Origin of the sequence: Brevundimonas vesicularis, from assembly GCF_027105095.1 — a bacterium.
Classification (GTDB): domain Bacteria; phylum Pseudomonadota; class Alphaproteobacteria; order Caulobacterales; family Caulobacteraceae; genus Brevundimonas; species Brevundimonas vesicularis_E.
In genome coordinates, this window is sequence record NZ_CP114278.1 from 1,644,472 (window position 1) to 1,667,630 (window position 23,159).

A 23,159-nucleotide genomic window follows, 5' to 3' on the forward strand; every position below is an offset into this window, starting at 1 on the left:
TGAAGCCGCCTCTCGCCGATTGGTCTAGGAGCGTGAACTTGCCGCGCGCATTGGACGCGACGGCATGTGTCGGGCGCGCAAACGTGATCTCTAAACTTCGCCAGTGGACATCCGCGACTGCGCAGTCTGCGCGCGTTCTTAACCGCGGCTCGCGTCTACGATTGGCGGCTGAGGCTGTCTTGGTCGCCTTGCTTTTAGTTCAAGCCGGGCGTTTGGTGTGGATCGTGGTCGATCCCCGGGCGCCATCCATGGCCCCGCTGCCGCAGCCGCCGATCAAGCCTGCCGACACCAGCATATTTCAACGCTTCGATGCCTTTTTCCGCACAGGCGATGTAAGCAGCCTGGCTGATGTGACGAACACTGACGCGACCCAGCTTCGCCTGTTCGGCGTGCGCAGTGGCGGCTCAGGGGACGGATCCGCGATTATCGGCCTGGCTGATGGCCGGCAGATTTCCGTAGGGGTTGGCGAGGAAGTCGAACCCGGTTTGGTGCTCAAGGAAGTCGGTCAGAACTATGTGACCCTGGCGCGGGGGCAGTCTGTCAGCCGCCTGATCTTCTCTGAAGTGCCCGTTGGGGCGCCGCCTCCGCCTCCGCCGCCAGCCGGCGAACAGGTGGTCGGTCCTATAGCGCCCGCTTCCGCGCCCTCTGCCCCCGTGGCTGTCGTTGATCCGTCTAGACTGATGGCCCAGGCCTCGCTGCGTCCCCGGATGCAGGGAATGGCCATCAAGGGCTTCACGGTTTCGGGTTCCGGCGACCATCTGGCCGCAGCGGGTCTCCAGTCGGGGGACGTGATTTTGTCCGTCAACGGAAATGAACTGACCGGCCTCGACCGGATCGCCGCCCTCCGGGGCCAGCTTGCCAATAGCGCAAATGCCGAAGTCCGTTTCGAGCGAGCCGGCCAAGTGCAGACGACCACCATAAGGACAACTCGGTGAACCGACGCAGTTCCAACCTTCTTGTCGGCGTTTTGTCGGCGATATTGCTCGTACAGGGGCCGATCGCAGCCTCGCCCGCCATCGCCCAATCCGCCAGCCGGCAGACCATGAACGTTCAAGGCGCAGACATCCGCGCGTTCATTCAAGATGTCGCCCGAATGACCGGGCGGACCTTTATCGTCGACCCCGCGGTGACAGGGACCGTCACGGTGACCAGTGACAAGCCACTAAGTCGCGCCGAGCTGTTCGAAGTCTTCCTGTCGACACTGCGCGCCAACGGTCTGGTCGTGACGCCGACAGGGTCAGGCGCATACCGCATCAGTCCAGCGGCCGGTGCGGCGCAAGGCCCGTCGACCGTCGGAACCGAGCGGTTCTCGACCGAGGTATTCCAGCTTCGCAACATCGACGCTGCCTCGGCGGCGGAAACCATTCGACCATTGGTGGGGGCCCAGGGACAGGTCTTGCCGAACCCCGCCGGCAACAGCGTGGTCGTTGCGGACTTTGCCGACAATCTGACGCGTATTCGCGCCCTGATTGGCCGCATCGACGTGGATCGTGGGACATTCGATGTCTTGACGCTGCAGAACTCCTCGGCGCGTGAGATTGCGGCCGTCCTTCAGACGGTTCTTGCACCGCCGGGCGGACAGCCCGGACAAGGCATGGTGTCCGTGACGCCGGTCGAGAGCTCCAACTCCGTTATCCTGCGCGGAGATCCTGCAGCCGTCGCGCGCGTTCGCCCGCTGATCGAAGACCTGGACCGGCGCGCCCAATCGGCGGACGACGTCAAGGTGGTCTTCCTCGAACACGCCAACGCAGAACAGCTTCTGCCCGTCCTGCAGCAGATCGTGGGTCAGCAAGTCACGGCAGCCAGCGCCAATGCCGCGCCTGCAAGCCAGGCCCGGTCGGGCGGAGTCGGTCAGGCGGCGGCTGTGGACACGACAGCATCGGCGCCGACCACCGTATTGCCTGGTCAAAAAGCCACGATCGCGCGTTTCCCCGGTGCAAATGCCCTGGTGATTTCGGCCTCAGCAGATACGCAACGGATGCTCGCCGAAGTGATCCGCCAGCTCGACGCTCGTCGCCAGCAAGTGTTGATTGAGGCGATCGTTGTGGAACTGAGCGATGCGGCGGTCCGCGAGCTTGGCGTGCAATGGGTATTAGCGGGGGAAGACGGCAATCCCGCAGGGCTGACAAACTATCCCAATCGGTCGACCCCTCTGGCGCCGATCGCAGGCGGCGCGGTCGCCGGTCAATTGGACGATCCTAAGGATGCGACCGTCCGTGATCAGCTACAGAGGTTGGCGCTTAACAGTCTGCTGGGTGCGAACGGTTTTGTCGGCGGCGGTGGCGGCCGCATCGGCGACGGCCTGTTCGGCTTTATCATCAATGCGGCGAAGACTGACGAAGGCTCCAACCTGCTGCAGACGCCGTCGCTGATGACCCTCGACAATGAGGAGGCCACAATCCTGGTGGGACAGGAGGTGCCGATCACGACGGGGGAGACGCTGCTCGACGGCAACTCCAATCCCTTCCGAACGACTCAGCGCCAGGACATCGGCGTTAAGTTGACCGTTCGACCTCAGATCAATGCAGGCGGCTCGATCACACTCCACGTGCGTCAAGAGGTGTCGAGCATCAATGGCGTCCTGACGAATTCTTCGTCCGATCTCGTCCTCAACAAGCGAGAGTTGGAGAACACCATGGTCGTCGATGACGGGGCGATTGCGGTCGCCGGCGGCCTGCTCGACCAGAATGACAGGCTGTCGATCGACAAGGTCCCGGGGCTAGGCGACCTGCCCGGCATCGGAGCTCTGTTCCGGTCCTCCAGCCGTCAGCGAGGCCGAACCAACCTGATGATCTTCATCCGTCCGACGATCGTGAGGTCGGAGGCGGACGCCCAAAGGCTGGCCGCTGATCGTTGGGGTTATATGCGCCGGCAGCAAATGAACGCCACGCCAGGTGTTGAGCCCAGCCTGGACGAAATGTTGCGTGAGTATATGCGCGCAACGCCGCCTGAACAGCTTCCAGTCGGCGCCCCCCCTGTCGCATCGGTTGCAGGGGCGCCCCTGCAACCTGTCGCGGATGGCGCTCCGCCCCCTGGCGGTCGCCCATGATTACGCGGATCAATCCGACGCTGCCTTATGGTTTCGCCAAGTGCAGCGGCGTGGTCCTGCTCGAGGCCGGCGAAGTCGCCTCGGTGGGCTTGAGGGAAGGGGCCGACCCGGCGTGTCTCATAGAGGCTCGCCGTGTGCTCGGGCGTCCGCTCAAGATTGAACACATGGATCAGGCGACGTTCGATCGTTATCTGTCGCAGATCTATGCGGGCGACCCATTAGTGACCGGCGACGGCGATGATCTGGGTCTGCCGGGCGGCGGCATGCCCGGCGGTCTGGATAGTCTGATCGACGACATGCCGGCCGCCGCCGATCTTCTGGACACCGCCGACGACGCCCCCGTGATCCGGCTGATCAACGGCGTGATTGCCGAAGCGGTCCGGGCGGGAGCCTCCGACATCCATCTGGAGCCGTTTGAAAACGAGCTGACGATCCGGATGAGGGTGGACGGCGTGCTGCGCGGGGCTCTCAGTCTAAACCCGCGGATCACGCCGCTTCTGGTATCGCGCATCAAGGTCATGGCGCGTTTGGACATCGCCGAAAAACGCGTGCCGCAGGATGGAAGGATTCCGCTCGCCCTAGGGGGCAAGACCTTGGACGTTCGTGTCTCGACACTGCCTTCAAGGGGCGGAGAACGTGTCGTGCTGCGCATTCTCGATAAGGCGCAGGCCGATCTGGATCTGAATCGACTCGGCATGGATCCGCCAGTGCTTGAGGCTTTTCGGGCGGCGCTGACAGAGCCCAATGGCATCATATTGGTGACCGGACCCACGGGATCGGGCAAAACGACCAGCCTCTATGCGGGTCTTTCCCTGCTCAATGATGCGACCCGCAACATTCTGACCGTGGAGGATCCGGTCGAATATGCGATCGACGGCGTGGGCCAAACCCAAGTCAACACCAAGGTGGGGATGACTTTCGCCGCCGGACTTCGCGCCATCCTGCGCCAAGATCCGGACGTGGTCATGGTGGGTGAAATTCGGGACGCCGAGACGGCCAGCATCGCCGTTCAGGCGGCGTTGACGGGACACCTTGTCCTGACAACCGTCCATACGAACGACGCGGCGGGCGCCATCACGCGCCTGCGCGACATGGGCGTGGAACCCTTCCTATTGGCCTCGACTCTTCGGCTGATCGTCGCCCAACGGCTGGTGCGACGACTGTGCGACGAGTGTCGACGTCCGGAACCAGCAGATGTCGCAACCGCCAAACTAGCGGGAGTCGCCGTCGGCCAGATGGTGTGGCGACCGCATGGCTGCGCGCGTTGCAACCAAACGGGCTATGTCGGACGCACAGGTCTCTACGAGCTGGTCCGCGTGGACGATCGCGTCCGGCGTTTGATCGCCTCCGAGGCTGGAGAAGAGGAGATCGCCGCGGTCGCGTTCGCGGCGACGGACGGGGGAGGGCGCACCTTGAGCCAGAGCGCCCGTGAACTTGTCGTCGCCGGCGTCACTTCTGTCGAGGAAGCCGTCCGTGTCGCCCGGCAGGAAACCCCGCAGGACGCCGCACACCTTGAGATTCCAGCGTCGCCACAAGGAGTCGCGGCCTGATGGCCTTATTCGACTACGTGGCTGTCGACACGGCGGGCCGAACCGTCACGGGCGCTGTGGCGGCGACGGACGATGCCGCTGTCCGAAAGACCTTGGATCGAAAGCGACTTGTTCCCCTGAGCATCACGCCTTCGACCAGCGCATCGTCCCGCGTCGAACGCGCGCCTTCCGGCAAGCCCGGGCGATTGGGTTCCAAAGCCCTCGCGCTGACGACACGGCAACTGGCGACCCTGGTTTCGGTCGCGCCCATCGAAGAAGCCTTGCGCACGATCGCGCTTCAGGCGGATCGGCCCATGGTGCGAATGATCCTGGAGACCGTGCACGGCGGAGTGATGAGCGGGCGGCGTCTGTCGGATGCGATGGCCCTAGAACCCAGGGCCTTTCCGCCGCTCTATCGCGCGATGGTTTCGGCGGGCGAAACGTCCGGCGCGCTTCAGTCGATCCTTGAGCGCCTAGCCGACAGGCTCGAAATGGATGAACAGGTTCGGGGCAAGGTGATCACGGCCCTGGTCTATCCTCTCGTACTGGCCGTCGTCGCGCTGGGCGTCATCGGGGCCCTGATGACCTTCGTCGTTCCGAAGGTCGTCGATCAGTTCGAAAGCATGGGTCAGACCCTGCCGCTGCTGACGCGCCTGGTTATCGGGGTATCGGAACTGATGCAGAACTGGAGCTGGTTGTTCGCGCTCGTGATCGCCATCGGGGCGCTCGGTGTTGCGGCGCTATGGCGGAACCCGTCCTTCCGACTGACGATCGACAGCCTTCAACTGCGCTTGCCCCTGGTGGGGCGACTGACCCGCGATCTGCATGGCGCAAAGATGGCGCGGACACTGTCGACGATGATCGCCGCTGGGCTTCCGGTTTTGGAGGGTCTGACCATTACCGCCCGCACCGTGTCCAACCGGGCGCTGAGGTGCGCGACCGAGACGATGGCGGATACGGTGCGCGAAGGCGGCGGCCTGTCCAGCGCTATGCGCCGAGCCGACGTTTTTCCGCCCATTCTTGTTTACATGACAGCCTCCGGCGAGAGCAGCGGGCGTCTGGAGCCGATGCTGGACCGCGCCGCCGACTATCTCGAGCGCGAATTCGCGACGTTCACGGCCGTGATGCTGAGCCTGCTGGAGCCGGCGATCATCGTCGTCATGGGCGGGATCGTCTGTTTGATCGTGTTGTCGATCCTGCTGCCCATTCTTCAGATCAATACCCTGGCGATGGGGTGAGGAGTTGCTTGATATGACCCAGGACCAAAAACAGGCGCAACGCCGCCGACGCGCCGGTTTCACCTTAGTGGAGCTGATGGTGGTGATCGTGATCATCGGTCTTTTGGCGACAGTTGTCGCCATCAATGTCCTGCCGGCCCAAGGCAAGGCCATGGTTGGAAAGGCCAAAGCCGATATCTCGACGCTGGAACAGGCGATCGAAACCTATCGGCTCGACAACCTCACCTTCCCGGATAACGCCCAGGGCCTGCAGGCCCTCGTGACAGCGCCCCAAGGCTTGTCGCAGCCCGACCGCTACCGACAAGGCGGCTATGTACGCCGCCTGCCGAAGGATCCCTGGGGCCGCGACTATCAGTATCGCCGCCCCAGCACGCATGGCGGTCAATTTGACGTCTTCTCCTGGGGCGCGGACGGCAAGGAGGGCGGCGAGGGTGAGGATTCGGACCTTGGCAACTGGCAGAGCTAGACCAGGTCGCAGGTCGCGCGGTGGCTTCACCCTGGTCGAGCTGATGATGACGGTCGCCATCATCGCGATGGCCGGCGCCGCCGTCGTGATGGTGGCGCCCGATCCAAGGCCCGCCGTCAGCGCAGAAGCCGAGCGCTATGCCGCGCGGCTGATGAGCGCGCGCGACGAGGCCGTGCTCACTAACCGACCGATCGCCGTAGAGACGACGACGTCAGGCTATGGATTCCAATCCTTCGATGGTCGGGAATGGACGCGGCTCCAAGAGGGTCCGTTCAAATCGGTATCTTGGGAAACGGGCACCATCGCTGAGCCGGGCCAGAATACATTGAGGATCGTCTTCGATCCGACAGGCGTGGCGGAGCCCTATCGACTGACGCTCAGACGCGAGGGCCGACAGCGCGTCGTGATCGTGGACGGCGCCGGCGAGGTCAGTATCGATGACTGATCGACATGCCCTGCGTGGTGGTTTCACCCTGGTCGAGATGCTGGTCGCACTGGCGGTCTTCGGGCTGTCCGCCATGGCTCTGTTAAACCTGGCGGGGGAGAACACGCGCTCGGCGGCGAGGGTCGAAAGCCGAACTCTCGGCGGCGTTGTGGCGGACAACTTGGTTATTGAGGCGTTGATCGCGCCTTCGCTCAGCGATGGCGTATCTAACGGACGCACCCATCTGGCCGGCCGCGACTGGACTTGGACACGGACCGTGACGCCGACCGATGTCGCAGATCTGCAGCGGGTCGAGGTACGCGTTGCAAGTGATGAAGGCCAGGCAGCGGACCGCACGGCCTTGCGCGCGCGGGCCTCATGAGGCGGACTTCAGAACGGGCCGGTTTCAGTCTGGTCGAAGTCATGATCTCGCTGCTGATTTTCGCGTTGATCGCCGCAGCAGGGGCGACGGTGCTGACACAGACCATCGACAACCGTTTCGCTATCAAAACTGAAACGGACCGTACAGGCGACCTGCAGCGTATGCGGGCGCTTCTGAGATCGGATATCGGCCAGGCCGCCGCCCGTCGCACGCGGGGCACGACGGGGCGACCGCAACAACAGCCCATCGTCGGTGCAACGGGGCCGGGCGCCCCGGTCCTGATCCTGGTGAGAGCGGGCTGGTCCAATCCTGGCGAACAGCCGCGCGCCTCGCTTCAACGGGTCGAATACAACCTTGTCGACGACCGCTTGGAGCGCAGGGTTGCGCCGCGCCTAGACGGCTCGCGCGCCGGATCGGCTCAGGTGCTGTATCGCGGCGTATCGGCTCTCAAGATCAGCTTCATCAGGGACGGGGTCGAGGCGCCGGCCTTTATCTCCAGTGCAGACAAGCCGATGCCGGACGCGGTGCGTCTGGTGATGACGCTGAAGGGTCTGGGCGAGGTCGAGCAGCTGTTTCTGGTGGGCGGTCGATGAGCTCACGAGGTGTAACCAAGGCGCCAGGACGTCGCGAAGGCATGGCCTTGCTCACCGTGCTGCTGCTGGTGGCGGTGATGTCGGTCGTGGCTGTCGCCGTCCTAGATGACGTGCGTTTTTCGGTCAGGCGCGCCTCAAACGCCGAGGGCCAAGCCCAAGCCCAGCTGTATGCCGACGGCGCCGAGTTGCTCGCATTGCGTCAGATTGAGCAACTCATCGCGGCAGGGCCGACCAGGACGCCGTTGGAGCCTGAATGGAACGGTCGCCTCCTGAGCTTTCCGATCGATGGTGGAAATCTGAGTGCTGTCGTGCGCGACGGTCAGAACTGTTTCAATCTTAACAGCGTGGTTGAGGGTCAGGGGGAGGATCTCACGGCGAGCCCTGCCGGGATCGCGCAGTTCATCGCCCTCGGACGAAGCCTCGGTTTGACGGAAGGGTCGGCGCTCGCCGCTGCGGACGGTCTGGTGGACTGGCTGGACGTCGATCCGGCGACACGAGCGGCGGGCGCAGAGGACGGCGCATACGCCGGTTCGGCCGTCCCTTATCGAACCGGCGGCGTGATGCTGGCCGAGGTCAGCGAACTTCGCGCGATCCGCGGGTTCGACGCCGAAACCTACCGCCGTCTGCGACCTTTCGTCTGCGCTCTGCCGGTTGCTCGGCCCAGTGTGCTCAACGTCAACACACTGCAGCCGGAGGCGGCGCCCCTGCTGGTGATGGTGTTGGACGGCAAGATCGGCCTTACGGCAGCGCGCGCCGCGATCGAGGCGCGGCCCCGGAACGGCTGGCCAAGCGTCGACGCTTTCTGGAGCCAGCCTGCGCTTCTCGGCTCTGCGGCCTCTCCGCACGCGCGTGAACAGACGAGCCTTCTCACACGCTATTTCGATCTGCGGATCGATGTCGACTACGGCGGCTCTCGCGCCGTGCGCACCGCCCTTCTATACGCCCCCCCCGAGGGCGGGGCCAAAACCGTCATCCAACGCTGGACCCTCGACGAATGAGTTCCAATACGCGCCTAATCCTGATCCCGGCCCTGGCGTCCGAACCGGCTCCGTTCATGGTCGTTGCGCCGGACGGCGCGGTCTTGCAGCGCGGCCTGATGACGGTCGATCCGGTCGAGAAGCCCTTGGCCATGCGAACGGTCGTCATTGCGCCGGGCGCCGATGTCCTCGTCCGGTGGGTGGTTGTGCCGGCTGGTAGCGACGTCCAGAAACGCGCAGCAGTCCTTTGGGCTTTACGGGACCAACTCGGGTCGCCGCCAGAAAGCCTTGAGGTCGCTCTAGGCGAAGCCGTTCAGGGCGAGGCCCAGATGGCCGTCATGTTCGACCCGGCCTTGCGCCGGGTTTGGCTGGACTATTGCGATGCGCTCGGTGTCACCGCCGACGTGCTGTTGCCGGACATGCTCGCCGTTCCCGCGCCGCTATCGGACGAGGAGGTCGTGGCGGTGTCGTTCCCGCCCAATGTGGCGCTGCGTGGTCAGGGCCTTGCCGCGACGGTTCAGCCCGATATGGTCGAACTCCTTACCGGGGAGCGCCGGCTTGTCGTTCCGAACATTCATGAAGACGTCGAACGGCTGACGATCCAGGCGTCGCTGCGGCCTATCGTCAATCTGATTGAACGCCGCAGCGCTTCGGTGGGTGGCGGTTGGAGGCGGGTTGCGGCGCTTGCAGGCGTCCTGGTGTTGACGCCGTTGATCCTGACCCTGGCCATGGCGGCGCGTGACGACCTGATGGCGAAGCGAATGCAGGATCAGACCCGTGCGACACTGATGCGGACGGACGCTGATCTCGCGGCGTCGTCCGACCCCAGGGCGGCTCTGGAGCGTCGCCTCATGTCATCGCCCCCAGGCGGAATAACCGGCGTTGCGGCGGCGCTCTTTGCGGCTGTAGAAGCTGTCGACGGCGCTGAACTCGACAGTTTTACCGCCGATCCCGAAGGGGGTGGGCGAGCCACTGTGAGCTATCCCGCGTACGAAGACCTCGATACGATGAAGCGGGCAGTTGCGAGCGTCGGCCTTGTGATGAGCGACCAAAGCACGGTCGATGATGCGGGCCGCGTCGTCAGCGAAGTCCAGATAGGAACTGCGATATGAGCGCCGTGTTTGATCCAGCCACGCGCTGGTGGTGGTCTCGTACGGACCGTGAGCGGCAGATGCTGGCTGTCATGGTCCTTCTGATCGCTGGAGTTTTGATTTGGTTGGTTGTCGTGCGCCCAATGTGGTCCTGGCGCGAGGCTGCAGCGGAGCGGCGTGAGGAGGCGCGCATCACTTTGCTGAAGGTTGACGCTGGCGTAAGGCGGCTGTCCCGCGATCTGGGTCGGGAAGGCTCAAAGGGGTCTTCGGCCGACATTGAGCCTGTGATCCGCCAAAGCGCAGAAGTTGCCGGGCTCGTGGTCACGACCGGAATGGACCCCCTCGACGACCAGCGCGCAGATTTTTCCGTGGCTTGCAGCGCTGAAGGACGAGCATGGGCTGGAAGTGTCGCGCTTGGCAGTAGTCGAGAATGCGGACGCAACCTTGCAAGTCGATGGCGGATTTGCGCCGTCTCGAACGCGAGACGATCTAGAGAAATCACTCTAAATCCAACGAAAGCTAAACTTTTGCATTAAGTGAGCTGCGGAGAATTGATCCGCCAGCCCTCCGGCTGAGCAATGGCTGCAGCCCTTGTTAGCCTCACGGCAAGTACTGCAGAAGCCGATAGTGTGCTTCTTCCCGAAAGCTCCCCGACGCGTCCCACCAACATCGGCTAGGGACTTCTCCCTACCGCATGTTTCTCACCTAATTCTCCATTGTGCAGATCGAGAAGGCTTGTCGCGGTTCGCGTGTCTGAAAAGCTCTAGCCAAAACGTAAGCGTGGGTCTTACCTCAAAATTCGCTGGGAAGCGCGAGAGAACACGTCAAAAGCCCCTAGCTTGCGGACACATGACTGTCAGACGAGGGTCTATTCGGGCCATTACGGCAGGGAACGTTTCCTCATTTGATGAGTATATCATCAAGCACTGAGGCTAAATCTACTTCGACTAGGTAGCAAAATAACTCCGAACCGGGTTGTCGAAGCATGAATTCCACAGTTCAAGTTGGACTTGAGAGATCCAGAACGATTGCCCCCCAATATGTCATCCACCGGTTGGAGTGTCCAAATGGTTCCGACCGGAAAGCGGACGTTGTCGAGCCGAGTAGGCAATGCTGAGTGTCGCGTTTCTGGCGGTCAGTGCATGTCCGCTTCTGGCGCAAAGCCGTCGCTCAGTGTGGATTGCGAATAGTCCACTGAGGGTAGGGGAGGGGGATCGGCCGCTTGTGACTCATTGCTGACGTCCGGGACGTCCTCTTCCGGGATATGCACTTAGGCGATGGCCGGCGCATTCAGGCTTCCTATTTGCGCGCGGGGGGGCCTTTCGCGGGTCGTATTGAGGTGGCGGGCATTCCTCCTGTACGCTCTGCGTAATAAAAATCGGGGGAGCGCGAAGTGGATGAATTGGAGCGTCTCTGGTACGGGGTCATCTTCCGCACCCACTTCCTCGAGAAGCGTGGGACTGAGTTCCAAGATTGGTTCGTCAAGCTCGCCGGCTATGCATGGGGCGACGACTTCGAAGAAGTCCGTCCTTATGGCAATGTAGGCGATTGGAAATGTGACGGTTGGCGGATCAGCACCGGCAGCGTATTCCAGTGTTACGCACCTCGTGAAATGAGCGCGCCCGAGGCGTTGAAAAAGGTCAACGCCGACTTCGCGGGTGCCGTGAAGCATTGGCCGCGGATGCAATCTTGGCACTTCGTCCACAACGACGGAGACGGCCTCCCCCCTCAAGTGACGAACCTGTTTCAGACGCTTCGGACCGCCAACCCAAATGTCCGCCTCGCTCCTTGGTCCGAGCCAGAGTTGCTAGCGCTCGTGCCGCTGTTAAGCCGCGCCCATGCCGCCGCGCTGTTCGGCCCAGCGCCCACGGCGATGATATTTGAGCGATTGGGCTACAGTGATCTGCAGCCAGTCATTGACGCGATCGCCCTCGGGCAGCCGGACATTGGAATAGAACCAAGAGCTCCGTCTCCCACCAAGCTTGAGCACAACCGTCTGTCCGTCGAAGCCGCCGACCTACTTCGCGCCGGTCGGCGCAAGGAGCGGCTCGTTGAGTCATTCATCGACAGCCAATTCAATCCCCAGCAGGGGGAGCGAATTGCGCAGACATTCCGCGAAAGATACGCGGAGCTGAACGCGCTGCGCCTACCGCCTGACACGATCTTCGGCTACTTGCACCGGCTCGTCGGAACGTCCGGCACTCCGCAGCAGCAAGCGGCTGGATTGGCCGTGCTCTCCTATCTGTTCGAGCGCTGCGACATCTTCGAAGACGCGCCGACAATCCAATGATCCTTCCTGCAAAGCATCTTTCTACGGAACGCGCCCTTCTTTCGGTCGGTGGACACCTGCTTGAACAGCTGGACGCCCCCCAGACGGTCTCCAGTCTGTGGGACTCCGTGAGGGCAAGGCGAGAAACCGATGATCCTCGCGCGCCGATCAGCTACGACTGGTTCATACTTGCCCTCGACCTCTTGTTCATGATGGGTGCGGTCTCGCTCAATCGGGGCGTGGTTCGAAGGTCGACGCAATGATCACCGGCGTTCGAAGCCCGACGATTCCAAGCTTCAAAAATCTCCGGTTTCGCACCGGACTCAACATCGTCCTGGTCAATCGGACCACGGCCGCTGGTGCAAGCGGAAAGCGGAACGGTGCGGGCAAGTCCAGCCTGTTGGACGTCATTCACTTCGTCCTAGGAGGTTCGAAGGAGTCGAGCTCACCGCTGTCTGCGGCAGAGCTCGCTGATGCCTCCTTCGCATTGGACCTTACTCTCGGCGCGCATCCGATCAGCGCCACCAGATCGCTAGCAAGCCCGGGCACGATCGATCTTGTCGGTGACTTCAAGCATTGGCCGGTCCAGCCTGACATCGCCGAGGACGGCACTGTCACAATCTCCGATGACAACTGGAAGGATTTGCTGGGCCGCATGACCTTCGGCTTGCCTCCGGTCTCGCAAGAGCGTGCGGCTTGGCTCAGCTTCAGAGCATGCTTCCCCTATTTCGCCCGTCGGCAGCGCAACGACGGCTACATCGACTGGCGTAAGAACGTCGGCAGCCAACGAGCCGTTGGTTGGCAGGTGCCACTGGCGTTTCTGCTGGGGCTAGACCGTGAAGGCATTGTCGAGCTTCACAAGGTCAAGGACGCTGAGCGCGAGAAGGCGAACCTCACGCGGCTGCTAAAGTCTAATCTCATCCAAGAAAGCCTAGGAACCCCCGGCAAGCTTCGCACCAGAGCTGCGAGGATCGCTCGCCAGATCGATAAGCTGGAAGCGGATCTGCAAGGCTTCCAAATCGTCTCTGCTTATGACGAGCTCGTTGCCGATGCCAACCGACTCCAGGCGGAGATCGAGGACCTCACCAACGCGAACTTCCTAGACCAGGAGATTATCTCGAATCTGGAACGCGCACTGGCCGACGAACGACCGCCTGAGCTTACCGATCTCCAGCGGGTTTATGCCGAGGCGGGCGTCGTTCTGCCCGGCGTCAGCTTGGCGAAGTACGAGAAGGTCGAGGAATTTCACCGGGCGATCCTCAGGAACAGGCACCTCCACCTCCAAACGGAACTTGATGATGCGCGGGCGCGGTCAACCCAGAGGCGCCAGACGATCGCCGTCGCGCAGCGGCGTCGGAATGAACTGCTTACGACGATCAACAGCGGTGGGGCGCTATCGCATTACCGCCAGATGGATGCTCAGCTTATACAGCTGCGCTCGGAGCATCAGCAGCTGACAGCTCAGCTTGAGCTCCATAGCAAGATTGACCTGTTGCGCTCCGATCTGAAGGTCAAACGCGCTGAGGCCGAACGAAAAATCACCCACGATCTGGCGGAACGCGCGTCGGCCGTCGACCGAGCAATCACCGTCTTCGACGAGATTTCCGGCAGCCTTTACGACCAGCCGGCAAGTCTGGAGATCAAGGCCACTGCCGACGGCTTGGGCGTCTTCATCCACCGCCCGGACATTGCCAGTGACGGCGTTGGGAAGATGCAGATATTCACCTTCGACCTGATGCTCGCGACGGTCTGTTCAGAGCGGGGTGAATGGCCCGGTTTCCTCATCCATGACAGCCACATCTTCGACGGCGTTGACGGCCGCCAAGTCGCGACTGCGCTTCAAACGGCTCACGATCGCCTAGCGGCCGTGGGCGGCCAGTACATCATCACGATAAATTCTGACGATCTTGAGAAAGCTGAACGGGAAGGCGAAACGTCCTTCCGCAACTTCGTTGTGAAGCCCGAACTCGACGACTCTGAAAAGGGCGGGCTGTTTGGCTTCAAGTTCGCGACTGATGTGGAAGCGGAGGACGAAGCCGACGAATAATTTCGTCGTAGGTGCCGCCAAAGTCCGCCCGCCATCCGTATCCAGAACGTCGGCTAGCTGGCGACATGGCAACGTCGACTGTTGGCGCTATGCGGCCTTCAGCGGCGAGCGGCCGCCTCATAGTGAGCGAGCGGGAACCGGGCCTGCTGACATAGGCCAGTACTCATGCGGCCCTCCCAAGCGCCGGCGATGACGACGTACTCCTCGCCCGGTTCGAAGGTGACGCCGCACGTCGCGCCATCGACATGATGTGCGATCTGCCAAGCCCGGCGCGTCTCGCCCTTAATGGTACGCACGACACGGAAGCGAGTGACCTTTTGGCCCGCATGGGCCGCGCCACGCTCCGGCTTCGTCCATTCAGCGCGGGCCACTACCATCAGCCTGGCTTCGGCCAGCTGGGTCGCGGCGTCAGGATAGCCGATGCAGCTGCAGGCCAAGGCCGCGCCGCCCGCGGCTGCGGCGATCAAGGCGGTGGGGGCGGCGAGCAGACGCAAGGACATGAGCAGTCTCCTTTGGCCTCATAAAGGACAGCGGTTGTGGCGAGGGAAAGGCAGCATATGCCGGCAGGCGAAGGTTTGCGGGACCAAGGAAACAGAGTAATCTGAGAAGGCCGACATACTGCCCATCGGTAGTGCGGCAGCGAAAGGATTGTCATGAGCGACAGAGCGCATAAAGGATTGGGTCCGACGGTCTTAGCTATGGTCCTCGCTCTCGCCGCGTGCGCCCCGAACTCAGAGTCAGTGAGTGAGGCAGCAGGTCGCCCCGAAGACGCACCGACGCCTCCGGTTCCGCCCCCCGCGTCGATTGCGGCCACAACAGATGTCACTGGCCAATGGGACGTCGTCAGTTTCGAAGGCTATCGGCCCAGACGGCTCTCCGGAACTGGGCGCGCCGCCTACGCCGATTTTGGGAGGGACGGCGTCGCCTTGAGGATCGAGTGCAACTACACTGGCCGACTGGGTCGCGTCACCGACGGGCGCTTTATTGCGGAGCCGGTTGGCGACCGCGTTCAGACGCAGATCGGGTGCGGACCGGAGCGTGGCCCGCGGGAGGTGCGCTACTTCGGCTTCTTCGACCGGAACCCGAGTGTCGACTTCGTCAGTGTCGATCGCTTGCGCTTGCGCGCGGGGCAAGACGAATTGATCCTCGAGCGCCCGTCCGTGCGTCGCCTCTCCTACCTAGCTTCGATGGCCGAGCTTCAGGGCTCGTGGAAAATGCTCGAAGTTTCTTGGTTTCCCCCGGGCGGGGGCGCGGCCGGGATCGGCCTTTCAGAAGTGCCCACCCGCATAGTCATCGAGGGAAATCGGCTCCGGGTTCGGGATTGCCCTGAGGTCGACCTGACATTCCAATACACGGGAGAGGGTCAGCTCCGAAAAAGCGGTGGGGCGGCGCTCCCGGCCGGGCGTCTCGACTGTCCGGGCTTGAGCGACACTGCGGATGGCCCCGCGTTGCCCAAGGCTTCCGACGCGATACGTCTTCTTCACGCCAATCCACTGGTCGAAAAGGCCGGAGATGGTGCCTTGTTGCTGTCCAATGGCGAGTACGCGTTGCTGATATCGCGGCTGTCCGCTTGATCGCGGAGCGCATCCATTGGAACCGGCCACCTTCGCAAACGGCCCACTTAGCGTCCGCTTTCGGGGCCGGTGCGAATGTCCGTTGCTGGCGCAAAGCTGCCGCTCGTCCTTCAGTGCAGAATACCAAAAGTGCACTGAGGTGGAGGAGAAGAGGGGCCCTCGGCTTTGGCGTTCTGCTCAAGGCCCAGGCGAACTCGAAGTGGCTATCGACTGCCGCCGGCTGCGTTTCGATCGTGCGCGTGTGAAGGTTACCGGGTTTCTAGCGCAGCCATGGCCATGATGTCTGAGCCCTCGGCCTCGCCTCGCCCGCCGCATACGACGCTGGTCAAACGTCCGCCAGTTCTATGCAGACCTGTCCAGTTCATGATGCAGCTGCCACGTTCGGTCGGGACCGGATCGGCTCCGCCGAGGTAAACTCTCTCCACCGCCATCATTTGCGTAGCGTCGGCACCAAAACCTTGCCTGCCCTCGATGGTCCCGGCGAAGCCGAGAATTCGTCCGTCATCACCTTGCTTGTCTGTGAACTGGATCAGCACGGTCCCCCGTTCGCTGCGCATGATCACCACCGTGTCGCAGTACAGCCGGCTTAGGTCGCCCTCATCGATAGTGACGCCCGACTGCTCATCGCACGCTCCGCTTGCAATGATGGGAGCAGAACTGGACTGCGCCAACGCTAGGGTGGGAGCGCAGAGGAGGAAAGCTATCAGCAAAGTCAGCTTCATGATGGTCGCTCCTTAGACAGATGTGGGCCGGTCAACGCGCCGGGAGTGCGCAACCGAATGTGCATGGCTACTGCGGCGGTCGAGCCCACGACCTACCCTGAGAGCCCGACTGTTAGAGCGCTTCGCAAATCGTACGCGGTCCGACAACGCGCTTATTTGCCGACGTAAAGCGCGCACCGTCCCACTCGAGAAAATCTTCCATGCACACGCCGTCGGAAATCCAACGGGCGGTCACGTAGTTTTCTTTCACATTGTAGCGGAGGTTGAGCATGTAGAATTCTTCCCCGCCGTACGGAAAATCGTAAACCCGCCCTGTCGAGACGTCTCCGACGAACACGAAGCGACAAGACGTGCCGCATCCGATTTCGACGACAGCGTACCGCCATGCGAAGTTCGGGCCAGTTCGCATCTCATTGCTGATGCGGGTCCTGTAAGTCCCGAACCTGCGGTCCGCACCTTGGAAGTCGGGCAGACGAGGGGCACCTCGGTACACCTGTGTCTCCTGAGCGTTCGCCCGCGTTGGCAGCGTAGTCGCGGCGCAGCCGAACGCTGTCGCCACCAATACCGCTTGGGCTAATGATCTCTTCGCCCGCTCAAACATCGACAGCGCCATGTCCTACCACCTAACTGATTCCGCAGCTTAAGCGGGCACGGCCTGCGTGTCCCGGTGATTGCGGCTCCAGCTCCACGAATCGGGAATACGATGGATGGACCAATCCGGGGGTTTAGGGATGGGAAGAAATGGAGCAGCGGTCGGCCTTAGTGCAGATCTTGAAAAGTGCACCGAGTTGTCGCGAACGAACCAGTAGCTTCGACGGTGCCCGAGCGTCAGCGCTATTGGAGGGACTAGAAACGCGCACTAGTCAGTGCGCTTCGCGCGTTGATAGGGGGAGCTTATGTTGCCGAAGATTGGGGGGACGCTGAAAAGAGCGAACGACGCTTTGGGGGATGCTCAGAAATCCTGGCGTGATGAAAATCTGACATCTCGGGAGCGGGAGATAGCTCAACGGGAAGGCATTTTGGAGCGACGGGAAGCTGACCTCAACCGTCGTGTGAAGGTGCTTCAGCGCAGCGAGTGGGGGAAGTGGCTGCGACGAACTTTCATCGGGGCCGCAATGCTTACCGTCGCGGTTGTGTCTTTCTTGGCCGGCGCGACCACGACGAGCTCTGAAACGTCTCCAGCGTCTGTCCGACCCGTTGTGGCGCCGCAATCGGAAAGCCTGGAGCCACCTAGCCGCGACGCTCCAGCGGCCACGATCCTGAGAAAGGCTGGCAGCTTTAGGGAGTGCGTCACGATGGGAGAGGAGTACTTCCGAGAGATCGACGCCTGGCCCCGCTTGAGCTCAGGGGAGGATGCTGCTGCGACAGCGGCGGACCGATGCGCCCGAACGCTCGGCGCATTTGACGACTACTGACGTTACGAGGGCCGCGTTTGCAATACGATCAGTTGGTGGTTTGAAGCGCACATCCCCGGTAATAGGGCGCGCGTGCAGGCCTGCAAGCCGCTCTAGAAGCCCCAAAGACTCAGGACAATTCGACGCTGCGGCTCGGCTAACCGATTGGCTGCGACGTGATCAATGCCGCATTCGATGAGTTTATGAACCCCGCAGACTTCAGTTAGTACGTAGTGGTCTGCCGAACGAAATACCGCTTGGGCCAGGGTGAGGCCTGTCCAGCGTCCCTGCGTAGCTATCTTTACGATACGTTTTCGCACGATCTTGGGACAGGCTGGGTGCCTGTCCATCAAATAGCTCATTACCTCTTCTGCGCCATACTCTCGCTTGGTCGTCTCGTTAGCGCGCGTGACGCTGCGATCGACTGGACGCGCGTTTGGGCGTTGCGAGGTCAGCGAGGCTGGCGTGGGTGCTGAGTTGGGCTGGACGGTCTTAGGTTTTCGCTTCTTAGAACTTGTCTTCGGAGGGAGGAGGGGAGTCGCCGGCTCGGTCCCGTACCTCTCGAAGCTGACCTCGCGCGTTAGAAGACCGTCGGCTTTCGGCTTGCTGCGAGCGGTAGGCCAGATTTTCAGAAGCGTGGATCCACCGCGATAGCTGTCTCTTCCCAACGTTCTTCTCCCAGTACCCTAACCGCCGTTACCCTAGGGCCGCAGCCGCTATCGCGAAAGGCGGCCCTATTGGGATGTGGAGGATAGCGCCGGCCCCAAGGTCGACCGGTCGCATGCTGTGGTGACCTCACAGTGCAGATGAAGACAAATGCACTATTCGGATCAGTTCCGAGTGCCACGGCATCGGGGGTAGCGCGAGCAGCCCCAGAACGGCCCACCCGCATTTCGTCCCCGCCGAGCCGTTCGACGTATCATGCGCGAGCCGCACTTGGGGCAGCTCACGCCACTTTTGCTATTCGAATTAGAAGGCGTCTGAGCCGGACGTGCGTGCGTGGTTCGGATCGTCGCGCCAGGGGAAGTAGGCGTGCCGTAGCTCGCAGGTCGAGACGCGCTTGGTGGGGTGACAAAGCTTTGGATCGGCCGCCTGGCCGGAACTGAAGCGCCGATCTCACGAAGCTCGTGTTCAGCACGCGCTAGCTCTCTTTGGGCGCTCGACAAGCGATGGTCAGGACGTTTTGCCCTTTCTAGAAGCTGCGGCTTCCCCGTCTTCAGCGCGGAGGTCGCGGAAAGGAGCCGAAGCTGAAGGTCTGCTTTTCGGGCAGCGAACTTGCCACGAAGCGCCTGTTCGGCCTGAGCGTCCGAAGCGTCTGGATTGTACCGAAAGCGCATCTCGTGTGAGCTCCGCCAGGCCAGCAATCGCTGGGCTGTAGCGTCGCCAAAACCTGGGACTGAAACGATCTTGGTTCTTACTAGGTCCGCTGCGGTCTCGACGCCGTAGGACATCAGCGTGGCCTTTTTCGCTGGGCCGATGCCGGCGATGTCGGCATGTCTCAGATGAAAACGGTCGAGGTAGGCGTTCCGCTGGCGTGCCTCCCTGCTGCTCTCAAGTTTTGCAAGCTCGCTCGTGAGATTCGTGTTGAGCGCCCGATACTCTGATAGATCCCGGTCGGCCTGTTCGTGAACCTTATAGAGTTCACCTGCACCCAGCCCTTGAAGAAAGGCCTGAGCGGCCTGGAGCATCTGGGTTTCGGCTGTATTAAAGGCGGCCGTGAAGGTCGAGGACCGGGGTTTGGCGCCCGTCCACGCCATCCGCACGCCCCACAGGAGCACGGGAAACCAAAGAAGAAATAGGGCGGGGAAATAGTAGAAGCCAGCAATGGCCGCAGCAAAGATACCAGCGCCGAACATCCTGTTCGTGGACTGGGAGGCCTTCGCCTGTTTAAGTCGGTCGCTCGCAGGGTCGATCGAACCAGCCCATTGCGGAAGAAGCGTCTCTAAAGCGGGCAGGGAAAACTGGCGCAGAGCTGCGGCGATTTGTTCGACGTCGAATGGGCCTCCAGTCGCATGGGTTCGACCGGCACCTAGAGGTTCCGGGAACATGTCCACCCCGGACTGCTCTGCGATCCGACACCAAGAGCACTGACCGGCGGCGCTCGGGTAGTAGTGAGAGCGAACCCTACTGCAATGACTCAGCGAGGTCTCGAGGCCTTTAAGCGCCGAGACCCATGTTGAAGCGTCAGGGCGATCGTTAGGGTTCAAGCCGAATGCGCGCTCGAATGCATCCGATAACGGCGCAGGCAAGTCCGCAAGGGTTATAGTGGCAGGTGGCGGAACCATCTGCGTCTGCGCTGAGCGGACTCTTGAGAAGGCGAACTTGTTCTGCGCGATCGCTTCGCCGATGCCCAACTCAGAACCGGTAGACCTACCAGCATACGGATGTCGACCCATCGCGAGCAAATGGAAGATGGCGACGGCTAGTCCAAAACGATCGTGCGCGTGGGTCCGAGCGACTGTTGCTAAGCTTCGACCGTGCAGCTCTGGTGGGGTGAAATCGGGAACGCCGACGACACAGGGATAGGATGTTCCTGCCGCCGTGAACTGAAAGCTATCAGCGTCGATCAGCGCCACCGTCGCGTCCGTCGACACGAGCACACCGGAGTGATTGAAGTCTCCGATGACGCAGTCGGTCGTGTGTATCTTCCCGACAGCGCTCGCTAGGTTCACCGCTGCTCGAACGACGAAACGATAGTCGGCGCTTGGAAAATGTGAGCGGCGAGACTTCGGACTGTAGAGTTCGTGGAGCGGGCGGTACCCGCTCACGAGGCGCATGATGAACCCTAGGAAGCGACCTTTGTGATCTGTCACTACGTCAGAGGGAAACGCGACCAGCTCCGTCGATCTTGCGAGCGCGTGCGTGACCATCGCACGCACCTTCTCCTCCCGCGTTCCGGCAAGCGCGGCATTGTAGAGCTTGGCGGCCTGATCAGGTTTTCCAGCGACCGCGTAGACCTCGCCCTCGCCGCCTTTGCCGATCCTCTTATCTAACTGGTACGTCGTATTCCCGACGCGAATGGTCTTGGTCATGGCCGACGAGACAGCAGGATAAGCGTCTTGTCGTCGTCCGTGCGATCATTCACGCGATCGCTGTCTAGATAGCTGGCCAATTGCCCTGACAAGGGAGCGAGGCGTCCGCTGCCTGGTGCGTTGTCGATCGCCTTGATCATGGGGTCGAGAAACGGCCGGTGCGCCTGTTGCTCACTATGGTCGAGCGCAATCGTCTCGATGCCATCTGAGAATAACGCGAATCCATCGAAGCTGACGGCTTCTCGTGCGAGATTGAGGCGAGGAGACGGGCTGTCGGTCACGAAGTAGGTTGTGGAGGCGTACTCGCCAGACTCCGGCCAAAGAGGGACTGTCCAGTTTCCATCAGCTCTGCCGGCGACAACGCTATCCCCCACTTGAATGACCAGCGCTTCGCTATCGGTCGCAAAGACCGCCGCTAGGGTCGCTGCGAATTGGCGTGGCGCGGACGCACGACGTTCTGCGGCTCGTGAGATCCGATCGCGGATGGCGTCGACCCAGTCGGAGATAATCTGATCTTCGGGAAGGCCTGGTGAATTTGTTGACCAGCTTTGAGCTTGCGCAAGGAACTCTCGGCAAACAATCCAAGCACCGGGGCCGCCGTACGTGGCGCTGCCTGCGCCGTCGGAGACGACGGCGCAAATGCGACCGTCAGCCGTGCGGCGCACGCCGTACGCGTCCTGTCGAGGCGATCCCGTTCTTAGATGCGACGTGCCGATGGTAGAGGCTGCCGCCCAACGCCATGCCGACACGGTTAGCCGGCCACTGCCCAGCCGTCAGGCGCTGTCGGATTCTCAAGGGGGACCTGATCACCAGGGTTCGAGCGAGACATTGCGCTCAGTGAGCTTGAGAGCCATGCGAACAACTCGCGGAACGCTAGACCTTTGAGCTTGAGGGGTTGACGCGTAGCGATCTCGGAGAGGATGGACATATCAGCGCCTTCGACAGCCGCCGCGTAGAACATGAATTCCTTTTTCTCCTCGCCCTCGTGCACCAACCGTTTGGCCTCATGCCAGCTGTCGGTCGGTGCGCCGTCAGTGATAAGGAACACCCAAGGACGGTAGTATTTGACCCCGTTCTGTTTGTACCTGTCCTTGCGGTCGCGAAGCATCTGGAGACCGTGTGCAACTGCTTCCCCGATGGGGGTCGCTCCTGATGCTATAAGGTTCTGTGGATAGAAAGCGTCGACTGTCGAGAAGTCGGACACGGTGTTCACCGGGCCAAACGTCACAATTGCCAACTCGACGCGCTTGGCGGCTAGGCTATCTTCGAGCAGCTCTTGTTTGAACGAAAGGAGGCCCTCGTTGAGCTGCTGAATCGGCTCACCCGTCATCGAGTAAGAGGTATCCAGCAGGAGCAGGCAGGGGCACCGTTGTTCGGGGTTCTCAGCAAACTCTGCGTCGGCGAACGGTTGCTGTTCGAAATCGGTCATTATGAAACCCCCTACAATCGGACGAGATTTGTAGCGGTCAGCGTTTGGGGTAGCTAGGGCGGAATCGTCGCCTGGTTGCGTTTCATTGCTCGCTAGGATGAACGGCTGGAATTCTTTCGCAGGTGCGAGCCTTCAGTGCAGATCACGACAAACACCCTGATACTGCTGCTCGCACTGGCGTCGCTCGCCGGTTCCGCATGCGACCAGATTGGGGGCTTGGCGCAGAAAACCACAGACGTCATCGGCATCACTCCGCGTTCCGAGCCCGCCGTGACCTTTCGCGCGCGCGTTGTCGGCGTAACCGACGGCGACACGCTGACGGTGCTTGATGAAGGCAATCAGCAGCACACAATCAGACTTGCCGAAATCGACGCGCCCGAACGTGGGCAGCCATGGGGTGCGCGCGCGAAGCAGACGTTATCATCGCTCGTGTTCGGCAAAGCGGTTTCGCTGCAGCAGACCGACACTGATCGCTATGATCGTATCGTGGCGCGCGTCTTTGCCGACGGTGAAGACGTCAATCGCGCGATGGTCGGGCAGGGCGCCGCGTGGGCTTACAGAAGGTATCTGAATGATCAGACACTGATCGCTGTTGAAGCGAGGGCTCGCCAGGATCGGCTGGGGCTGTGGTCGCTCAGCGATACTGAGACGGTTGAGCCATGGGAATGGCGAAAGGGCAAACGCGAGGGTGACGATAATATTCCAACCGACGGCTCGCGTGAGGTTCGCTCACTGCTTGCCCCACGCCAAAGCATCGTCACTGAGCGGGCGAATGAAAGCTTCAGCTGCTCTGGCAAACGCTATTGTCGCCAAATGAGCTCATGTGCGGAAGCCTACTTCTATCTCACGCAGTGCGGGGTGGCATCGCTGGACGGAAACAGTGACGGCGAACCATGCGAAATGCTGTGTGGGACCGCCCATTAGACCGCGCGAAGAGCACAAC

Annotated in this window: 22 protein-coding genes; 16 read left to right on the top strand and 6 right to left on the bottom strand. The window is 61.8% G+C overall.

The features are described 5' to 3' along the window. Nucleotides 1-179 precede the first annotated feature (179 nt). The 14 genes from O2K97_RS08165 to O2K97_RS08220 all read left to right on the top strand — a co-directional run bounded on the left by O2K97_RS08165 (nucleotide 180) and on the right by O2K97_RS08220 (nucleotide 14,065). Complete coding sequence (locus O2K97_RS08165; RefSeq protein WP_269218874.1) at nucleotides 180-935, top strand: type II secretion system protein N; 756 nt, start codon at nucleotides 180-182, stop codon at nucleotides 933-935. Then, nucleotides 932-3,049 carry a type II secretion system secretin GspD gene (gspD, locus tag O2K97_RS08170; RefSeq protein ID WP_269218875.1) on the top strand — a complete coding sequence of 706 codons (2,118 nt, stop codon included), beginning with the start codon at nucleotides 932-934 and terminating at the stop codon, nucleotides 3,047-3,049. The genes O2K97_RS08165 and gspD overlap by 4 nt, the downstream gene beginning before the upstream one ends. Next, a complete protein-coding gene (gene gspE / locus O2K97_RS08175; protein ID WP_269218876.1) occupies nucleotides 3,046-4,599 on the top strand; it encodes a type II secretion system ATPase GspE in 1,554 nt (517 codons plus the stop codon). The genes gspD and gspE overlap by 4 nt, the downstream gene beginning before the upstream one ends. Beyond that, nucleotides 4,599-5,816 carry a type II secretion system inner membrane protein GspF gene (gspF, locus tag O2K97_RS08180; RefSeq protein ID WP_165116528.1) on the top strand — a complete coding sequence of 406 codons (1,218 nt, stop codon included), beginning with the start codon at nucleotides 4,599-4,601 and terminating at the stop codon, nucleotides 5,814-5,816. The genes gspE and gspF overlap by 1 nt, the downstream gene beginning before the upstream one ends. 13 nt (nucleotides 5,817-5,829) lie before the next feature. Next, nucleotides 5,830-6,282: a type II secretion system major pseudopilin GspG gene (gene gspG, locus O2K97_RS08185; RefSeq protein WP_269218877.1), complete on the top strand. Its 453-nt coding sequence runs from the start codon at nucleotides 5,830-5,832 to the stop codon at nucleotides 6,280-6,282. Between the two features lie 43 nt (nucleotides 6,283-6,325). Beyond that, nucleotides 6,326-6,727 (top strand): GspH/FimT family protein, encoded by a 402-nt coding sequence (locus O2K97_RS08190; protein ID WP_241004619.1) that lies wholly within the window; start codon nucleotides 6,326-6,328, stop codon nucleotides 6,725-6,727. Further along, complete coding sequence (gspI, locus tag O2K97_RS08195; protein WP_165116532.1) at nucleotides 6,720-7,088, top strand: type II secretion system minor pseudopilin GspI; 369 nt, start codon at nucleotides 6,720-6,722, stop codon at nucleotides 7,086-7,088. Before O2K97_RS08190 ends, gspI begins: the two co-directional genes overlap by 8 nt. 41 nt (nucleotides 7,089-7,129) lie before the next feature. Next, nucleotides 7,130-7,681, top strand: a complete 552-nt coding sequence (gene gspJ / locus O2K97_RS08200) for a type II secretion system minor pseudopilin GspJ (RefSeq protein WP_240893512.1) — start codon at nucleotides 7,130-7,132, stop codon at nucleotides 7,679-7,681. A 41-nt stretch (nucleotides 7,682-7,722) separates the two neighbouring features. Then, nucleotides 7,723-8,679 carry a type II secretion system minor pseudopilin GspK gene (gene gspK, locus O2K97_RS08205; protein WP_165116536.1) on the top strand — a complete coding sequence of 319 codons (957 nt, stop codon included), beginning with the start codon at nucleotides 7,723-7,725 and terminating at the stop codon, nucleotides 8,677-8,679. Nucleotides 8,680-8,735: 56 nt separating this feature from the next. Beyond that, nucleotides 8,736-9,770: a type II secretion system protein GspL gene (gspL, locus tag O2K97_RS08210; RefSeq protein ID WP_269218879.1), complete on the top strand. Its 1,035-nt coding sequence runs from the start codon at nucleotides 8,736-8,738 to the stop codon at nucleotides 9,768-9,770. 71 nt (nucleotides 9,771-9,841) lie between these two features. Continuing rightward, complete coding sequence (gene gspM, locus O2K97_RS15715) at nucleotides 9,842-10,285, top strand: type II secretion system protein GspM (protein ID WP_419466113.1); 444 nt, start codon at nucleotides 9,842-9,844, stop codon at nucleotides 10,283-10,285. Between the two features lie 857 nt (nucleotides 10,286-11,142). Then, nucleotides 11,143-12,039 carry an ABC-three component system protein gene (locus tag O2K97_RS08215; RefSeq protein WP_269218880.1) on the top strand — a complete coding sequence of 299 codons (897 nt, stop codon included), beginning with the start codon at nucleotides 11,143-11,145 and terminating at the stop codon, nucleotides 12,037-12,039. Next, nucleotides 12,036-12,281 (top strand): ABC-three component system middle component 6, encoded by a 246-nt coding sequence (locus O2K97_RS15655; protein ID WP_331276127.1) that lies wholly within the window; start codon nucleotides 12,036-12,038, stop codon nucleotides 12,279-12,281. The genes O2K97_RS08215 and O2K97_RS15655 overlap by 4 nt, the downstream gene beginning before the upstream one ends. Beyond that, complete coding sequence (locus tag O2K97_RS08220; RefSeq protein WP_269218881.1) at nucleotides 12,278-14,065, top strand: ABC-three component system protein; 1,788 nt, start codon at nucleotides 12,278-12,280, stop codon at nucleotides 14,063-14,065. Before O2K97_RS15655 ends, O2K97_RS08220 begins: the two co-directional genes overlap by 4 nt. A gap of 98 nt (nucleotides 14,066-14,163) precedes the next feature. Here the strand turns inward: O2K97_RS08220 and O2K97_RS08225 are convergent, their stop codons facing one another. Then, a complete protein-coding gene (locus O2K97_RS08225; protein WP_269218882.1) occupies nucleotides 14,164-14,565 on the bottom strand; it encodes a hypothetical protein in 402 nt (133 codons plus the stop codon). 426 nt (nucleotides 14,566-14,991) lie between these two features. On the opposite strand from O2K97_RS08225, the gene O2K97_RS08230 reads away from it, so the two are divergent. Beyond that, complete coding sequence (locus tag O2K97_RS08230; protein WP_269218883.1) at nucleotides 14,992-15,639, top strand: hypothetical protein; 648 nt, start codon at nucleotides 14,992-14,994, stop codon at nucleotides 15,637-15,639. Between the two features lie 248 nt (nucleotides 15,640-15,887). On the opposite strand, the gene O2K97_RS08235 is transcribed toward O2K97_RS08230, so the two are convergent. From O2K97_RS08235 to O2K97_RS08255, 5 genes are all read right to left on the bottom strand, one after another. Next, on the bottom strand, nucleotides 15,888-16,361 hold the full coding sequence (locus O2K97_RS08235; protein WP_269218884.1) for a hypothetical protein: 474 nt from the start codon (nucleotides 16,359-16,361) through the stop codon (nucleotides 15,888-15,890). A gap of 112 nt (nucleotides 16,362-16,473) precedes the next feature. Then, nucleotides 16,474-16,974, bottom strand: coding sequence for a hypothetical protein (locus O2K97_RS08240; RefSeq protein ID WP_165116550.1), 501 nt, complete (start codon nucleotides 16,972-16,974; stop codon nucleotides 16,474-16,476). 1,611 nt (nucleotides 16,975-18,585) lie between these two features. Further along, nucleotides 18,586-20,787 (bottom strand): helix-hairpin-helix domain-containing protein, encoded by a 2,202-nt coding sequence (locus O2K97_RS08245; RefSeq protein ID WP_269218885.1) that lies wholly within the window; start codon nucleotides 20,785-20,787, stop codon nucleotides 18,586-18,588. Continuing rightward, nucleotides 20,784-21,452 (bottom strand): PP2C family serine/threonine-protein phosphatase, encoded by a 669-nt coding sequence (locus O2K97_RS08250; protein ID WP_419466058.1) that lies wholly within the window; start codon nucleotides 21,450-21,452, stop codon nucleotides 20,784-20,786. Before O2K97_RS08250 ends, O2K97_RS08245 begins: the two co-directional genes overlap by 4 nt. 86 nt (nucleotides 21,453-21,538) lie before the next feature. After that, nucleotides 21,539-22,216, bottom strand: a complete 678-nt coding sequence (locus O2K97_RS08255) for a vWA domain-containing protein (RefSeq protein ID WP_269218887.1) — start codon at nucleotides 22,214-22,216, stop codon at nucleotides 21,539-21,541. A gap of 135 nt (nucleotides 22,217-22,351) precedes the next feature. Here O2K97_RS08255 and O2K97_RS08260 point away from each other — a divergent pair, with 135 nt between their 5' ends. Continuing rightward, entirely contained in the window at nucleotides 22,352-23,140 is a 789-nt protein-coding gene (locus O2K97_RS08260) for a thermonuclease family protein (RefSeq protein WP_269218888.1), read from the top strand. Nucleotides 23,141-23,159: the final 19 nt, after the last annotated feature.

Coding starts and splice junctions, on each gene's coding strand:
- gspE (WP_269218876.1), top strand. CDS start 3,046: ATGATTACGCGGATCAATCCGACGCTGCCTTATGGTTTCGCCAAGTGC.
- gspF (WP_165116528.1), top strand. CDS start 4,599: ATGGCCTTATTCGACTACGTGGCTGTCGACACGGCGGGCCGAACCGTC.
- gspG (WP_269218877.1), top strand. CDS start 5,830: ATGACCCAGGACCAAAAACAGGCGCAACGCCGCCGACGCGCCGGTTTC.
- O2K97_RS08190 (WP_241004619.1), top strand. CDS start 6,326: ATGATGACGGTCGCCATCATCGCGATGGCCGGCGCCGCCGTCGTGATG.
- gspI (WP_165116532.1), top strand. CDS start 6,720: ATGACTGATCGACATGCCCTGCGTGGTGGTTTCACCCTGGTCGAGATG.
- gspJ (WP_240893512.1), top strand. CDS start 7,130: ATGATCTCGCTGCTGATTTTCGCGTTGATCGCCGCAGCAGGGGCGACG.
- gspK (WP_165116536.1), top strand. CDS start 7,723: ATGGCCTTGCTCACCGTGCTGCTGCTGGTGGCGGTGATGTCGGTCGTG.
- gspL (WP_269218879.1), top strand. CDS start 8,736: ATGGTCGTTGCGCCGGACGGCGCGGTCTTGCAGCGCGGCCTGATGACG.
- gspM (WP_419466113.1), top strand. CDS start 9,842: ATGGTCCTTCTGATCGCTGGAGTTTTGATTTGGTTGGTTGTCGTGCGC.
- O2K97_RS15655 (WP_331276127.1), top strand. CDS start 12,036: ATGATCCTTCCTGCAAAGCATCTTTCTACGGAACGCGCCCTTCTTTCG.
- O2K97_RS08220 (WP_269218881.1), top strand. CDS start 12,278: ATGATCACCGGCGTTCGAAGCCCGACGATTCCAAGCTTCAAAAATCTC.
- O2K97_RS08225 (WP_269218882.1), bottom strand. CDS start 14,565: ATGTCCTTGCGTCTGCTCGCCGCCCCCACCGCCTTGATCGCCGCAGCC.
- O2K97_RS08235 (WP_269218884.1), bottom strand. CDS start 16,361: ATGAAGCTGACTTTGCTGATAGCTTTCCTCCTCTGCGCTCCCACCCTA.
- O2K97_RS08240 (WP_165116550.1), bottom strand. CDS start 16,974: ATGGCGCTGTCGATGTTTGAGCGGGCGAAGAGATCATTAGCCCAAGCG.
- O2K97_RS08245 (WP_269218885.1), bottom strand. CDS start 20,787: ATGACCAAGACCATTCGCGTCGGGAATACGACGTACCAGTTAGATAAG.
- O2K97_RS08255 (WP_269218887.1), bottom strand. CDS start 22,216: ATGACCGATTTCGAACAGCAACCGTTCGCCGACGCAGAGTTTGCTGAG.